The sequence below is a fragment of the Pseudoalteromonas sp. 20-MNA-CIBAN-0454 genome (assembly GCF_040308685.1).
GTDB lineage: Bacteria > Pseudomonadota > Gammaproteobacteria > Enterobacterales > Alteromonadaceae > Pseudoalteromonas > Pseudoalteromonas nigrifaciens.
This window is the reverse complement of sequence record NZ_JBEOOB010000052.1, coordinates 1-16025: the sequence shown is the minus strand read 5'-3', so window position 1 is coordinate 16025 and position 16025 is coordinate 1. Positions and strand designations below refer to the sequence as shown.

Annotated in this window: 16 protein-coding genes and 1 pseudogene; 3 read left to right on the top strand and 14 right to left on the bottom strand. The window is 41.1% G+C overall.

What is annotated here, in order from left to right:
* Window positions 1-577: 577 nt before the first annotated feature.
* From tnpA to tnpC, 3 genes are all read left to right on the top strand, one after another.
* A complete protein-coding gene (gene tnpA, locus AAEZ22_RS17160; RefSeq protein WP_350545555.1) occupies window positions 578-874 on the top strand; it encodes an IS66 family insertion sequence element accessory protein TnpA in 297 nt (98 codons plus the stop codon).
* 5 nt (window positions 875-879) lie between these two features.
* Window positions 880-1221: an IS66 family insertion sequence element accessory protein TnpB gene (gene tnpB / locus AAEZ22_RS17155; RefSeq protein ID WP_350545557.1), complete on the top strand. Its 342-nt coding sequence runs from the start codon at window positions 880-882 to the stop codon at window positions 1219-1221.
* An 86-nt stretch (window positions 1222-1307) separates the two neighbouring features.
* Window positions 1308-2840: an IS66 family transposase gene (gene tnpC, locus AAEZ22_RS17150; protein ID WP_350545560.1), complete on the top strand. Its 1533-nt coding sequence runs from the start codon at window positions 1308-1310 to the stop codon at window positions 2838-2840.
* A gap of 21 nt (window positions 2841-2861) precedes the next feature.
* Here tnpC and AAEZ22_RS17145 read toward each other — a convergent pair.
* From AAEZ22_RS17145 to AAEZ22_RS17080, 14 genes and pseudogenes are all read right to left on the bottom strand, one after another.
* A pseudogene (locus AAEZ22_RS17145) lies at window positions 2862-3161 on the bottom strand (transposase); the annotation flags it as partial.
* A gap of 177 nt (window positions 3162-3338) precedes the next feature.
* The gene (locus AAEZ22_RS17140) at window positions 3339-3728 is read right to left on the bottom strand and encodes a cation transporter (RefSeq protein ID WP_350545563.1); all 390 of its coding nucleotides are present in this window, start codon (window positions 3726-3728) and stop codon (window positions 3339-3341) included.
* Between the two features lie 207 nt (window positions 3729-3935).
* A complete protein-coding gene (locus AAEZ22_RS17135; RefSeq protein WP_350545565.1) occupies window positions 3936-4394 on the bottom strand; it encodes an ATPase in 459 nt (152 codons plus the stop codon).
* Between the two features lie 59 nt (window positions 4395-4453).
* Complete coding sequence (locus AAEZ22_RS17130) at window positions 4454-5782, bottom strand: APC family permease (protein WP_350545568.1); 1329 nt, start codon at window positions 5780-5782, stop codon at window positions 4454-4456.
* A gap of 125 nt (window positions 5783-5907) precedes the next feature.
* A complete protein-coding gene (locus AAEZ22_RS17125) occupies window positions 5908-7650 on the bottom strand; it encodes a hypothetical protein (RefSeq protein ID WP_350545570.1) in 1743 nt (580 codons plus the stop codon).
* A 100-nt stretch (window positions 7651-7750) separates the two neighbouring features.
* Entirely contained in the window at window positions 7751-8710 is a 960-nt protein-coding gene (gene hflC / locus AAEZ22_RS17120) for a protease modulator HflC (protein WP_350545573.1), read from the bottom strand.
* Window positions 8710-9684 (bottom strand): FtsH protease activity modulator HflK, encoded by a 975-nt coding sequence (gene hflK, locus AAEZ22_RS17115; protein ID WP_350545575.1) that lies wholly within the window; start codon window positions 9682-9684, stop codon window positions 8710-8712. The genes hflC and hflK overlap by 1 nt, the downstream gene beginning before the upstream one ends.
* 274 nt (window positions 9685-9958) lie before the next feature.
* Window positions 9959-10603, bottom strand: coding sequence for a methyltransferase family protein (locus tag AAEZ22_RS17110; protein ID WP_350545578.1), 645 nt, complete (start codon window positions 10601-10603; stop codon window positions 9959-9961).
* A gap of 1 nt (window position 10604) precedes the next feature.
* Entirely contained in the window at window positions 10605-10865 is a 261-nt protein-coding gene (locus tag AAEZ22_RS17105) for a DUF5676 family membrane protein (RefSeq protein WP_197182621.1), read from the bottom strand.
* Between the two features lie 2 nt (window positions 10866-10867).
* Window positions 10868-11149, bottom strand: a complete 282-nt coding sequence (locus AAEZ22_RS17100) for a YHS domain-containing protein (RefSeq protein WP_197182558.1) — start codon at window positions 11147-11149, stop codon at window positions 10868-10870.
* A gap of 84 nt (window positions 11150-11233) precedes the next feature.
* On the bottom strand, window positions 11234-11587 hold the full coding sequence (locus AAEZ22_RS17095) for a cupredoxin domain-containing protein (protein ID WP_350545580.1): 354 nt from the start codon (window positions 11585-11587) through the stop codon (window positions 11234-11236).
* A 12-nt stretch (window positions 11588-11599) separates the two neighbouring features.
* Entirely contained in the window at window positions 11600-13969 is a 2370-nt protein-coding gene (locus AAEZ22_RS17090; protein WP_350545581.1) for a heavy metal translocating P-type ATPase, read from the bottom strand.
* A gap of 33 nt (window positions 13970-14002) precedes the next feature.
* The gene (locus AAEZ22_RS17085) at window positions 14003-14428 is read right to left on the bottom strand and encodes a MerR family transcriptional regulator (protein ID WP_350545584.1); all 426 of its coding nucleotides are present in this window, start codon (window positions 14426-14428) and stop codon (window positions 14003-14005) included.
* Window positions 14429-14991: 563 nt separating this feature from the next.
* Window positions 14992-15345, bottom strand: coding sequence for a hypothetical protein (locus AAEZ22_RS17080; protein ID WP_197182554.1), 354 nt, complete (start codon window positions 15343-15345; stop codon window positions 14992-14994).
* Between the last annotated feature and the right edge of the window lie 680 nt (window positions 15346-16025).

Sequence of the window (16025 nt, the reverse complement as noted above, 5' to 3'; positions counted from 1 at the left end):
AGCGAAACTAATTACGGATTATTCACGATCATTTAGATCGGTCAACCGATCAATTAACCTTAACTGATCGGCATTACAGCTCATGTTGGGTTTTTAGTTTGCGCTATCATTTTAGCTCAAATCATTTCCAAAAATTTACTAACTGTTAAGCGTGATAATAACTGGGAGTTAATTCCAGCAACCCATTAAATATTAATTAGTGCAGGCCACTAAACCCGATAAATTGCTTGTCGTAGGTAAAACTGAGGCAATTATAGCTCCCACCTCACTAAGGATATAATACGGCAACACTTGCTAATTACCACAGATGCTATGCCATCCGGACAGCACCCAGTGGCCATTGCTAGTCACCCATATTGATAGATATGTAAAACCTGCCAATGATACTCTTACCTCCATATTTGCCATAGCTTAATCCAGTTGAGCAAGTATGAGCATGGATAAATATACTCACTTAATAAATAGTATTTGCTATCGATGCGTTACGCAGTAAAAAGGTAAGCGTCTAGCCAAGTGCGCCTGCAAGTAACTCGTCAAAACGATTAAGCTATTTCCGAATTTCAATTAAGAGATAGCTATGAGAAAAACACGTAGCCTTGAGCAATGGCGTAGTATTATAGAAGCGCAACAATCGAGTGATTTAACTATCACTGAGTATTGTCAGCAAAATACTTTATCAAAAACAACTTTTTATGCCGCAAAAAACAAGCTAAAAGCATTACCTGGCAATTTTGTTCGCGACAAAATCACTAAACAACCTGACGTTATCAAGCCGCAACAGCCGATAACCCTCACTGTTGGCAAAGTAAAAGTCAGCTTGCCATCAACAACGCCTGCAACTTACCTCAGCCAATTGTTACGCGAGTTTGCCTGATGAAAATGTTTGTTGAATCCGAGCGTATTTATTTACACCGCGATGCGGTGGATTTTCGAAAATCGATTGATGGTCTGGTCGCCATCGTTGAAGGCGAGCTTGAACGTGATGCCTACACTGGCGCGCTATTTTTGTTTTGCAACAAAGCGAAAGATAAACTCAAATTAGTGTACTGGGATAAAACAGGGTTTGCTTTGTGGTATAAGCGACTCGAAAAACAAAAGTTCAAATGGCCAAATAAAGCCACTTTGCAAGAATTTGAACTCAGCTCTGGGCAACTGGATTGGTTGTTGTCGGGATATGATGTGCTTGGCCATGAAGAATTGCAGTATCAATCTATGATCTAATTAACAGTAAACGATCATTGCCACACATCCGTTTTTATTTGCCCTGCAAACGAGAAAAGTGCATAAAACTTTGTTAAATTGCAGGGATGAAACTTGATGCACACTCACTTCCTGATGACCCAGAACAACTCAAGCGCATGCTGCTTGAGTTGCAACATGTCGTCGCTAAAAAAGATGAAGAATTAGCTAAAAAGGATGCGCAAATTCACGAATTGCTGCAAGCTTATAATGCGAAACTTGCCAAAGAGTACGCTAAGAAATCAGAAAAAATGCCGGGGGCGGGTGAAGTATTCAATGAAGCAGAAGAAACGCTTGATGAGTATGATAAAGCGCAATTGGCCACATCGCCCTCAGTAAAGAAAGAAAAAGCCAAACCGAAACGCCGCCCACTGCCGGCGCAATTACCACGAGTAGACGTGATTGTTGACCTCGATGAGGATGAAAAAGTATGTGATTGCTGTCAAAGCACCTTACATAAAATGAGTGAAAGCAGCAGTGAAGCATTAGAGTTTGTGCCAGCACATATCAAAGTGATTAAAACGATTCGCCCGAAATATACATGCCGTCACTGTGAGCAAGAAGGCATTGATTGTGTGGTGAAATCCGCCCCGATGCCCGCATCACCCATTCCAAAAAGTATCGCAACGGCCAGCTTGCTGAGTCAAATAATCACGTGTAAATACCAGTTTGGCTTACCGCTTTATCGCCAAGAAACAATGTTAGGCGATATTGGTATAGAATTAAGCAGACAAACCATGTCGAGCTGGATGCTACGTTGTGCACAATTGTTGTCCCCCCTGTATCAACGCTTAAAAGAGGTGTTGTTATCGCAAGCAGTTATCCATGGCGATGAAACCCCGTTAAACGTCATTAACGCAGATAAAGCGACAAGCTATATGTGGCTGTATTGTTGTGGTGATGATAAACCGGGTAAAAGCACTAATATTGTCCTGTTCGATTATCATAACAGCCGTGCGGGCCAATGTGCGGTTGATTTTCTTGATGGTTACCAAGGCTATATGCACGTTGATGGCTACAAGGCTTATGAGCAAACTCAGGCAACACTGGTTGCATGCCTTGCTCATATGCGTCGTAAATTCATCGAAGCGAAAGGCAATAATAAGAAAACAGGCAAAGCGGATGTGGCGCTCAACCTCATTGGCAAGCTCTACGGTATTGAGCAAGCCATCAAAGATAAACCAGCCACAGAGAAGTACACTGTTAGACAACAAAAAGCCAAACCCATTGTTGACGAGTTATACCAATGGCTGCTCAAACACAAAGATAAAATCCCGCCCAAAATGGCGCTAGGTAAAGCCATTAACTACGCGATAAATCAATTTGAAAAATTCCGGCGGTACCTTGATGATGGCAGACTTAAAATAGATAACAACCGCGCAGAGCGAGCCATAAAACCCTTCGTGATAGGGCGAAAAAACTGGTTGTTCTCACATACCAGCAAGGGTGCACATGCCAGTGCGGTACTTTATAGCCTTGTTGAAACTGCGAAGGCAAATAACCTTGTGGTGCATGACTATATTTCTACTTGCTTACAGCACCTAGCTGAGCAACCTGATAACCTTGAGCCGCTGTTACCTTGGAACATTAAGAAAGGCTAGGTGTCGTTAGCTATACGCTTACTCAATTTCAGGCGTTAACTTTGTTTGTTTTTTTTTAACTAGCTGAGGTTCAAACGACCCTGAACGGTCTCTGGGCGTTTCAAGTTCGAATTGGCCTATGGATGACTTAACTGTTTTTTTGGTTGAACCATTTTTACGGTTAACTTGCGTCTCAGATTGTAGATGCTGCTCTAATTCGGCTTTAAGAGCCGCTTCGGTGAGTTGTTTGATTAAGGGTGTTAGAACACCGTCTTCGCCAGTAAGACCTTTACCAGCTTGAAGTTCAGCTAATGCTTTGTTGAAATCGAAAGATTGAGTCATGTGTCACTCCTGTTTTCTTAATAATACTGAAATGACACAGATTTCTAAACACTACCATTTAAGCTGACACAGAACCCTGAACACCCTCTTCTAAACATATAACTAAACTTACGAAACCAACTAAAACATCTATTATGCTATATACGTTTTTCCGTTGGCTCCGATTGATTATACACACTAATTTTTTTTGTCTCGTGATTTTTTACTTTTTGCACTACCCGGTGGCGATGCATGGCAACTCCATGGCTTGTGCTTAGCATTTTCTCTAATATTTTTATCTACGAACTCATAATAGCCTTCTTTAAAGTTAGTCCACCAATCATACGAAATATCTGCTCCATTTATTTTTATTGTATTTTTAATGCTCTGTAAGCTGCAATGTGTTGCATCATAGCTGACGTGTAGAGTTTGCTTCTCATACTCAAATGACACTTTATTAACGCCAAAAGTAGTATCAATATCATGAAGAATCGCATCTACTTTAGTTCCATCTACATTAGTGAGCTTTAAATAACGAACCACTAAATTCACCTCTGATACCCCAACTTTATGCTCAAATTTGCTCATACTAATTATCCATTTTTTTGAAAAAGTGTAAATTTTTATAATATCTAATACATATGCTGTTAATTTATACTTAAAACTGATCAACAGATCTGTATTGTTTTTGATAAACGCAGACCATTAAATGCCATTGATTAGTTTCTATAGTTATCGTCTAATCAGTAGCAACAAAGTCCCTTACTCAATGAGCATTACCAGCTACACTGTCAATTACATGTCTGAGAACCGATTAACCGCTTGTACCATTCGTTTAATTTCATTTTCCTCAACATCTTTTATTGTATTGAGCAACTCTTTGGCACTGTCTATATTGACGCGAGAATAAAGGTGAGTGTATAACTCAATAACTTGTTCGTGATGGTTTACTGTCTTTTCCATAATGTGCGTCATATCTAATTCTTTAAAGGGTGAGTCGCAATGACCATGCTCAATAATGGGGTACTTTCCGATATAGTCATAACACCAAGTGTTCAATGCTTTTTTATCAGCAGTATTTACAAACCCTTTTACAATGCGCTCTAAACTCGCTTCGTGACCAGACAAGTAGTGAAGGGTCATTTGTGCCCGCTCATCTTTATTTTGTTCAGAACAGTGTTTTAAGCAGTCCTTTAAGTTTTTATGAAATGAAACAGTCCAATTAAGTACGTCTCTAATGGTTTCAACTTGCATAGTGTTACTCCTCAGTTTAATCGTATTTATCTTCGCTAATTATTTGATTATGGCTCTGATTACTCAGATGTTTCATTTGGGCCTTTACCGTACCATTTAGACAAGTAAAAGCGCTCGTATGAAAATATGCTAACAATAGCAACCGCTGAATACACAACGATGAGCGGATCTGTGTTTATTTTGTACATTGTAAGAGCCGTTAGAATAATCGCATCGAAAGTCAACGCCATCAAAATTATCGGTGACGAAGCACTTATTTCCTTTCGCATATAGCGATAAACACCCCATTGAATGATCATGTCCATTACGATGTATAAAAAAGCGCCAAGAGAAGCAATCCTTCCGATATCAAAAAATACGGCAAGTAACGACGCAATCACCACAGCATATACAAGTGTGTGTTTACGAATAGAGCCTGACATCCCAAAATGGCTGTGTGGGATCATTTTCATATCTGTCATCATGGCCAACATGCGCGATACTGCAAAAACACTCGCCAATACGCCGGACAATGTCGCCACAGCAGCAAGGACGATTGTTAAATAAAATCCAGTGCGACCGAGGGCTGGCTCGGCTGCTTCAGCTAACGAGTAATCTTTTGCTGAGATGATTTCTTCAATGGAAAGGCTAGAGCCAACAGCAAATGTGACAAGCACATAAACGACAGCACACAGTGCTATAGAAATAATGATAGCCAAACCTATATTTCGATGAGGGTTAGTGATTTCCGACCCACTATTAGTGATGGTTGTAAAGCCTTTGAAGGCTAGAATGGTGAGCGCGACTGACGCAATAAAGCCAGTCAAACTAAACGTAGATACAGAATCAACATTGGCCGAGAATTGAAACCCACTTGACCATAATGCGGCTATGGCAAACAGTGAAATACCACCAATCTTAATGACCGCCATGATTGCCGACAGAAAACCAACCGAACGATTTCCAGCCATATTGACGGCAAATGCAAAAAGTATGACGCCAACAGATATGATGGGGACCAATGGACCACCGGTGATATCGAAAGGTCGCAACACGTATGAAGCAAACGTTCTAGCAACGAGGCTTTCTGCAATAACCATGGATATTGCCATCAATAAAGCCGCGCCTGCGGCAATGGCACCAGTGCCATACGACTTTTGCAAAATCATTGCAATGCCACCCGATGATGGCCATGCATTGGACATTTTTATATAACTGTAAGCGCTGAATCCAGTAATTATAGCGCCGACAATAAAAGCAAATGGAAAGAAAGGCCCGGCTAATTCGGCTACTTGACCTGTTAGTGCAAAAATACCGGCACCAATCATAACGCCAGTTCCCATCGCAACTGCACTAGTAAGAGAGATTGACTCTTTGCCCTGTTCGTTGTGTTTATGATGATGATCCATATGTCGAACCCCCTATTGGTAATTGAATTAAAATGTTTACTGAATTAGTTTTACAAACCCCATCGGCTCAAATTATATAATTAAGTAATCTTCCGAATGAGCATAGTGAGCCTCCTATTGGTTATTTATTTGCTGTTACTTACCGCTATTACACCAAACACCAATTCCTTTAATTGCGTACAATGGGTTTCTGTTGGCGCTGTTTCAGCATCAATTTCATGGGCTGCGTTAAAGTCCAGCCTCCCTTCGGCATCGAATACCAACCAACTACAAGTTTCATTAACAACGATTTCCGGTTGGCCACATGCAAGTCGTAAATACCAGTCGACTAACATGAAACGACGACCGGCAAACTCTGGCGCAGTAGACTTGCCGCGAACGAGTTCAAGGTAGGAATCATGTTTGAGTGACTTTACTGTGTTTTCTTCAATTAAAAACAATCGGGTTTCATGTTGCACAACCGCTTCATGGCAACCGATATTGCTGTGACCAGCAATATGGAAGAATTCATTGTCCGATTCGGATGAGGTTGAACAAATTATTTCACCAGGGTCAATTGGCCCTTCGTAGACCGGTGCAAAACCGCCACCTAGGGTACGGAAATTTGTAGTCTGGCCTTGATACAAACGTGCAGCGACCCATTGCACCTTGTCGTCATAGGTGTAGTTGCGCAAATCGAATTTGAGAACTTGTGCCGGTTCGTGATCCGAAACAACCCGACTACCGGGTACCACCAAAGCTTGTGCTATATAACCACCTGTGAGGATTTCCTTCCAGACACGCTTTGTTAACTTGTCGCCACGGTAGGCAGCGCGACCGCCAAACCCAGCGAAAGGCTTGAAAAAAAGCCCTCGGCGCTTGCGCCAAAGGCGCTCAGCGTTTTCGGGTAGCACAATCTCAGTGTGGGGGATCGCAGCAAGCAAAATATCTTGTGTGGCCTTTGGCACCCCTAATGCCTGTAGCCGTATTGGATCACTAAGCAACACAAGGTTACGCTTGTCCGCAAACAGGGCGTGCGACTGCGGGTTGGGCGTGAGCACTATAATGTTTTGCAAATAAGCCTCACGCAACGTAGCGCTGGCAGGCTCACTAAGGGTAAAATCTGTCAGTCTGTTGTATACCAAGTCGATATTCATATTGCCGTGTTTAAGCACACCTTTATGCAAAGTGAACTCACACGGGTCTGCAATCACGACCCCTAATCCGTGTCTTTGAAACAGTTGCTGAAACAACAGAAGTTCTGGATATAGATACTGCTGTGTCGGATTCTCATCGACTATGGCTATGCTACGTAACGCTCGTTCATGACCTGATAGAGACCACTCTTGACGGAACATCGCTACTATTTCGTCTTCAAGGACGTTGGACTTGTTTTGCGCTGACACAATTTTTTCTATTGCCGGACAGCATGCCCGATGCGCCCTTGCCAATACTGCGTTGAGCATGGCTCCACCCGCATTGGTGTTAATCTCGATCAGTCCAAAGCCGCCTTCAGTGACATGAAAGTCGTAACCGAAAAATACGCCCTTAGCGCCACCTGGATTATGGCTCGCAATGTGCGTTGAATCACCTAAGATTTCTTTGCGATAGGCCGGCAATGCCACAACTAACTCGATAGCATGAACAACTTGCTCCATGCGTGCCATATTTGCCTGAGAGACAAATACAGGACGTGTAGCGAACAAATAAGGACAACGCTGCTGAATCAAATCAAATAGGCCAGGTTGACCAATTTCAGACTCCAATGCTTGTTTTAAAGCTTTGGTATCCAGGCTAAGGCAAAAACATTCAGAGTTAAGTAGCTCAATCGAATCAGGTCCAGAAGATATAGTAGCCGTAATTGAAAGACTTGGTATATTATCCGTCATATAACGTTGCCCTCATTTATACAAGATCCATTCAAATGCTTCAGTTTCATGCATATCACTTTCTCTATCAAAGGTTCAGAAAATATAATGAGATGATGCTTCATTCTTCGACAACCGTTTTTCCATCACTTAGGAGTTTGTAAAGCGCACTGTCGGTCGTCAGCACAAGGGTGGTATTTTTATCAATAATAGTCTGGTACGTTTTTAGGGTTTTTACGAAATTATACAGCGAACGTGATTCTTTGGACTTATTATATGAATTAGCATAAATTTCAGTTGCCTTAGCGTCTGCATCACCTTGAATTGTTTGAATAGTTTTATATGCTACAGACTCGATTTCCCGCAGATCTTTTTCCATATTACCAATTATTTTATTGGCCTCACCCGCCCCCTCCGAACGAAAACGTTCAGCAATTTGTTGTCGCTCACTGATCATGCGTTGATAGATTTTCTGGCGAACACTTTCGTTATAATTGATCCGTTTAAATCGAATATCCAAAAGCTCTATGCCAAATTCCAAGAGTTTATTAGATGCTGCCGCATAAATATCCTGTTCGACTTGACGACGGCCACGGGTAATTGGAAGAAGCGTGCTGATATTTGCATTTTCTAATAAAGGATCTACCGCTGGTTTTCGATCTTTTGTAGTGCGGATGATTTCAATGAGTTCGTGTTTGGCAACGGCGTTGCGTGTTTCACTGCCAAGAATGTCTTCCAACCTAGAAAGTGCGCTGCGTTCATCTCGAAGTCGTAAAAAATATTGTAACGGATCTTTTATTCTCCATCGCCCGAATGTATCGACAGTAATATAGAGCTTATCTTTAGTAGGCATATCGTTGGCCGCACCATCCCAAAGTAAGATGCGCTTTTCAATTCGATTGACGGTTTGAATAAACGGTACTTTTAGCTTTAACCCTGAATCTGAAATGACTTCGCCAATAGGCTTGCCAAACTGTGTGATGATGACTTGTTCTGTTTCATCGATCTTGTAGAGGGATTGAACCAATACGATGATCCCTAGAAAAATTGACACTGCTAAAGTAATCAGTAGCTTTTTCATTATTGGATTCCTTGTTGACGATTTAGATTAAGCAATGGCAGTACGTTTCCAGCCCTCACATCCAGAACGATTTTTTGTTTAACCTGTGGCAGCACTTCCGCCATCGTTTCTAAGTACAAGCGGCGTTCGGTGACTTCGGGGGCCTTGACATATTCGGTAAGTAAAGCATTAAATTTGGAAGCATCGCCTTGGGCTTGATTCACTCTTTGAATGGCATAACCTTGTGCTGCTTGGATATTTTGATCCGCTTTACCTCTTGCCCGTGGTACGGCTTTGTTGTACTCCCCATGGGCAACATTGATCATTCTTTCTCGTTCCTGTTGAGCCTCATTCACTTCATCGAAAGATGATTGAACCGGGTCGGGTGGATTAACGTTTTTAAGTTGCACTTGGTCAATGCGCAATCCCATTTCATATAAATTAACGACCTCCTGCATTTGAATTTGCGCATTAGTTTCTATTTCTTGGCGTCCAACGGTCAATACTTCGTCCACTGTACGATCCCCGACAACTTCGCGCATAACCGACTCCGAAATATCCCGTAGTGCTTCACCTGGATCTCGCACTTTAAATAAAAAGTCGAAGGCGTTCTCAATTCGAAACTGAATCACCCACTCCACTTGTGCAGTGTTCAAATCGCCTGTGACAATCGTAGTTTCTAAATTCCATTGTTGCTTAGATGCCACTTGATTCACAAAGGTAGCTCCGGGTGTTCCAAAACCAAACTCTTCTTTCAACTGACGCTTGATAGGCACTTGTATTACTGTGTCTACACCAAACGGAATTTTCCAATGAAGTCCCGGGTCAAGAATCCGATGATAGTGACCAAAGCGCTGCAACACGCCAACAGATTCGGCAGACACTGTGTAGTAACTGCTGAATCCAATATAAAGTAGGATCGCGGTGATAACGCCCAAAGTGATAGTTTTAGGTGAAACTTTTATATCCGGCAATTTTTGTAGTTCTTGTGCCATGGAAATCTCCTAATAAATTATTTAAGTACCTATTTCAGCGACTTTGCTATTACTATGTCGATGCGCTGGCACAACTAAATTGATGGGCGCAAGTCTCTTTCAAGGACGCGCCTGTCAAATCGAATTTTTAGCCATTGCCAGAGTAAAAACCAACGATGTCTTTAGATCGGTTGAATTGTTAAATTACAAAGAAGCAGCATTACTCCTTTATAAAATGTGTACATCGATAGTGACTGAGGCTAGTGACATGGCGCTTCAATCTCCACTTTCGTATTTATTTCGATTGAGCGATAAAAGACTTCCATTGCGATACGCGAGGGATAAACATCGGTACTCGTTTTTGATATTCGATATATTCCTCACCAAATTCTTTTATTACCGCTAATTCTTCCCGTTTGGATAGTCGGTAATAGATAAAGATGATAATCGGTAGCAATCCAACAGAGAAAAGTGTTGGCCAATGCACCACGCCTTCACCAAACAATGCAATAAATAACCCCGTGTATTGTGGATGTCGTGCCAGGGCATAAAGTCCATCAGTCACTAATTTATTTTCGTGTCTGGCTCGGTGTACTTGACGCCAGCCTTGAAAAAAGATGCCGATGCCAATGAAAAGTAAGATGTAGCCCAAAATCATTGAGATCATCATCCCTGTTTCGCCCATCCCCATCAAAGAAGACCACAGATTGGCACTGAGTCCGGTTCGGTCGAGACCACCAAAACGCGCAAGTAAATAAATAGTTAATGGGAATCCATACATTTCCGCATATAACGCAATAATAAAAGCTTGTACCACCCCAGCCCCTGCCCATTCATGCCAAGATGAAGGAGCCAAATATTTATACATATACCATGAGACAAGCACAATCATGATCGCCGCTAGTACCCATATCCCTGAATGTGTTATTGGTTCACTCATATTATTTCGCCTTGCTTCCAAAGAAGTTATATAGAGGCACCCAGATAAGCGTGATAAACCAGCCATACATATAACTCTCAACAAGCCCTAAAAAGAAACTCTGCCAGCTTATCCATTCAAAACCAGGCAACAACTTCAACCACACTTCATACATCGCGTGTTGCGGAAATAACAGATCAAACACCACACAAAGCGTAAAACTAATGCTGATGAATAGACTGCTTGCGTGGCCAAAGGCCATTAAAGATATTTTGTGGTTCACGTTCAGGCTCCTTTGTCGCTTGTTTGGGTTAAATATTTATCAGGATTTTGGTCAAATTCATCAAGACAGCTTTTAGAGCAAAACCGGTAAAGTGTGCCCTCATGCAACTTTCCATAACCTTTATCAAGTTCAACTATTTTGTTGCAAACTGGATCGACATTTGACTCTGTCTTATCTGTTGTTGCGTTTTTGTGGTGGCCATGAGCCATATGCGATCCGCAGCCAAACCGCATCATCAAGTAAAAAAAGCCTGCAAATAATAAAAATGAAATTACCCCATCCATAATTTATCCCCTTTGTTAATGTTGAGCGTTTTTGCTCTTTTTTTACGAGTGAAAATATAAGTAAGTGCATAAACGTCACTCGACTTATTCAATAATTAACTCACCTACATACATATTCATTTGACAGTGAAATGCGTATCGTCCGGGTTTGGAAGCAGGGATCGTTACATTCACTCTTTTATTCAAACCCAAGGTCGCATTAATGTCTAAGTCTGGAATTTGTAAAGTTTCAGAGCACGGTGATGCATCAGTTCTTATAAAAGTGATAGTCGATTCTTCGTTAGCCGGTACTTTTATATTTGATGGTTGATAAACACCTTCCCTCACTAACACCTCTATTGCACCATTCTGCATAGCAACACCAGACGATTTGTACATCCAAAACCACCATACAATAAGTGCTATAAGTGCTACCCCTACTAAGTTTATCCACAGCATAATTTAATACTCCTAATGGTCTTTCGCTTTAAAGAAGCGAAGACGATTTGCGTTAGTCACCACGGTTAGTGAAGAGAAAGCCATTGCAGCCCCTGCAATAACTGGATTTAATAACAAACCAAAGAATGGATATAACACACCAGCTGCTATGGGCACGCCCGCAACGTTATATATAAATGCGCCAAACAGATTCTGTTTAATGTTCGTTAAAGTTGCCTTGCTCACAGCAATAGCATCAGCTAAGCCATGTAACGAACCTCGCATAAGCGTGATATCAGCACTCTCAATCGCGACATCTGTGCCCGTTCCAATTGCAAAGCCTACATTGGCAAGCGCCAGTGCAGGTGCATCGTTAATACCATCACCGGTCATGCCGACTATTTCACCCTCTTCTTGCAATTGAGCGACTTTGTTGGCTTTATCCTCGGGCATTACCTCAGCAAAATATTCACTGATACCGACTTTGGCTGCGATAGCCTTCGCGGTTAATCGGTTATCACCCGTCAGCATCACAATACGAATACCGTTTTTTTGAAGCCTCGCGATAGCTTCAATAGAATCTGCTTTTATAGGATCTGCCACTGCTATGATTGCGGCCAGCTCATTATTAACCGCAAAATACATAGGTGTTTTTGCCTCTTCGGCGAGCGCTTGCGCTTTATCTACAAACGCACCTATACTGATACCTCGCTCTTTCATTAGCTTTTCATTACCGAACAATAGCTTGTTTTCATCAAGTGAAGCCTCTACACCTTTTCCGACTATTGATGAGAACCCCTTTACTTTTTTAGGCTCAATACCCTGCTCATTAGCGCTTTCGACAATTGCCATTGCCAGTGGATGTTCTGAGCCAGCCTCAATACTCGCTGCAAGCATTAGTATATGGTCTCGGGCCTGACCATCAGCCAACAGTACGTCGGTGACCTTGGGTGCACCCTCAGTAATAGTGCCGGTTTTATCTAGGATCATGGTGGTTATTTTTGACGCTGTTTGCAGCGCTTCACCGTTACGAATCAATACACCAGCTTCTGCTGCTTTGCCTACACCCACCATTACCGACATAGGTGTTGCTAAACCCAACGCGCAAGGGCACGCAATAATTAATACCGTAGTTGCCGAAACAATCGCGAATACCAAGGCTGGCGACGGTCCAAAGTTCAACCATGCCAGCGCACTTAAGACAGCAATAATCATGATTACCGGTACAAAATAAGCTGAAATAGCATCTGCTAAACGCCCTATCGGTGGTTTAGAGTTTTGCGCTCTTTTCACCATATTGATGATCTGTGCTAGAGCAGTATCTTTACCAACACGCGTTGCTTTAAACACTATTGAACCAGACTTATTGATGGTTCCTGCGACCACCTTGTCACCATCGCTTTTTTCAACCGGCATGGGTTCGCCCGTTAACATCGATTCATCCACAGCAGTATGACCTTCTTCTACAATGCCATCGACTGATATTTTTTCGCCTGGACGTACTCTTATTAGATCATTAAGCAAGACATTTTCTATAGGAATGTCGATATCTTTATTATCTCGAATTACTCTCGCTGTTTTGGCTTGCAAGCCAATTAATCTTTTAATCGCGTCAGAGGTTTTTCCACGCGCTTTGACCTCTAGCGCTAAACCAAGATTGATTAGGCCAATAATCATAGCCGTTGCTTCAAAATAGACATGGCGTGCCATTTGCGGGAGTAATTCAGGAACCGAGACCACTACCATTGAATATATCCAAGCGGTGCCGGTGCCTAATGCAATAAGGGTATCCATATTCGCTGAATGGTTTTTTAGCGAGTTCCACGCACCAACATAAAAATGCTTACCTGAGAAATACATAACGCCAAGGGTTGCGAGGCCGACAGTGAACCATACGAGTCTCTCGCTTGTGGTATTAACGGTCATTTCGCCAATCATTAGGCCATAGACCATTAAGGGTACGCCCAGTGTTAAGGCAATGACCGTGTCTAGCATTAGCTTTTTATAATATTGCCAATCGGCCTTTTCTTTCTCGTCTAACGCTTCCTCATCTGACTCACTAGCGTCAATTTTTGCGTTGTACCCAGCAATTTCAATGGCGCTTATCAAACTGGCATCATTTACATTTCCAGTAACCATAACGCTGCGCTGCGCAAAATTCATTTCAGCAGTTTGTACACCATCAACACCGCGCAATGCTTTTTCAATTTTACTTACGCAGCTAGCACAACTTGCACCTTCAACAATTAGATGGTGTACCTCTTGTGTCAGCACATCATTTCCAGCGATTGCTCTTTCCGACTCTTTTTTGATATCTTTAATTTCACTATTGCTGGCCGCTACACTTTTACTTCGACAGCAAGAGTGTTTACTTGCCTTGCTGTTATTGTTTGTATCACTCATAAAACCCTCTTTTTTCGAAAGTTAAGTACTCTGCTATTTCTGTTTTCCATTTTTAGGCAACTGATAGTTATCAATTAAATGACAAATAACATTGTTACTGGGCGCCTTATCAGGCCTGTTCTTCCATGTCACCATAGCCGCACGCATTCTATTTCTCAACTTTGTCATTTCTATAAACCTTTGCTCAGTTTCGTGTAGTCTTTTTTCAATTAATACTCTTACTGTTGGGCAAGGTGCTTTACCCACGTCAGACTCTGATAATATTTGTTTTATATCTTCAATCGAGAAACCTAAATCACGTGCACTCAATATGAACTTGAAGCGATTTTGCTCAGTTATAGTATAAAATTTATAGCCGTTTTCTACTGATTTTAATGGGCGCAACAACCCTATCCGTGTGTAATATCGAATTGTGTCTTTATTTACACCAAATGTTTTTGCTAACTCACTAACCTTCATGTCTACCCTTTTTATTTTTAGTTAATCGCCGCATTGATGATTTATTAACACAAGATAAACCTATGAGTGGCTCATAGCTCAATGGTTTTTTAACTATTTACTGGTGTTGACAAAATAACAACAGCTATTAACAATGTTAAAAGAGTGATTCAATCGAATAGCTTTATACAATTTTAATAAGCCTTATTTGCCCACTTTATTAACAAGCAAAGTATTAATATTATTTATACAAGAGCAGCAATTCTTTAGAAGGTAAGTTTATGACTTCAAGAGTGTTGTGTTATCTCAAATGTGAGCAAGAAAACAGAAGGCTAATATGAACACAAGCCAAATTCTGTGAGCCTTACTAAACACTACTGCCCAAATACTTAAGCAATATCTGCTTGCTTTCTATACACTGAAGCAGTGGAATCACAAGACAAAGCATCTCAAAGAATAGATACTAATGGTTTATCGGTGCTACCACGCTTCTAATAGTTTGCTCCACTTGTTAAATAACTATCAAGCCGATACGGCTCTTTTGACTGTTTTAATTTACTTTATCACTATTGTAAGTTAGCTTATTATTTGGGAGTAAATTCAATAATATCACTGGGCTGTATTTTGCCACTTAAGATAGTCGCATTAGCGAAATGTTTGTCTTTTGTATTACCTAAACGCACTTTCCCTATGTACTCTCTAGCGTAACCTGATTCACCTTCTACCGTTACAGTCTCATCGTAAACAACACGATAAACGCTAAAAACAGTATTCTTTTGCAAATTAGTTGTATCGGCTACGCACACAACCAATTCACTTCCTTTTGTTGATACAACCTGACCACTCATAATATAATTGTGATAGAGTTGGCTTGCACAACCGGCTAAAAAGAACAAAGAAAGCGTTAAAACTGCCAGTACTCTAGTAATATTTTTCATAAGTCATTCCTATTGATGTTGACGAAAATATTTTGCATGCACGTTGTAAACCGATCACAACACTAACGACAGCTTACTTAAATTGCATACAACTTATATGATCTACATCAATAGGAATGCTGATAACTTTAATGAGTTAAAGTTTAACATTTCATTAACTTGTTAAGTGGGTAGATAATTACCCGTAATGACCGCTGATTTACCTGCTCATTTAATATTCCACCCTACAGAACTTAAATCGACAGCGTTACGAATATAAGCTTGAATACTGAAGTAAACGAGTAAACCATCCCACCTTCGAGCCCTAAACTGTATGAAAATAGGATAAATTGTACAAGATCATACATTATGAATTCAGAAGTAAGTAGATCTGTCACTAGGCTAATCATGGCTTAGAGTACCTCTACATCATATAAATTTACAAACACCCAGGGCAAGATCATGAACTTTTCTTTTTAGGGCAAAGTGTGATCAAATAGGCTTCTTATAAATAGGAGCTTCTATGTTGCATATTCTCTCCAGCTTTTATCACCCAATTGCATTAACTTTGATCGCTTATTCTCATTAAGCTTTGATCACTAAAATCACTTGTAAATGATCACTTTTATGCTCTTAATGATTTTGCCGATCAAAGCTTAATACCACTCGTAACCGAGTTCACGTTTTATCATTTTTGTAGG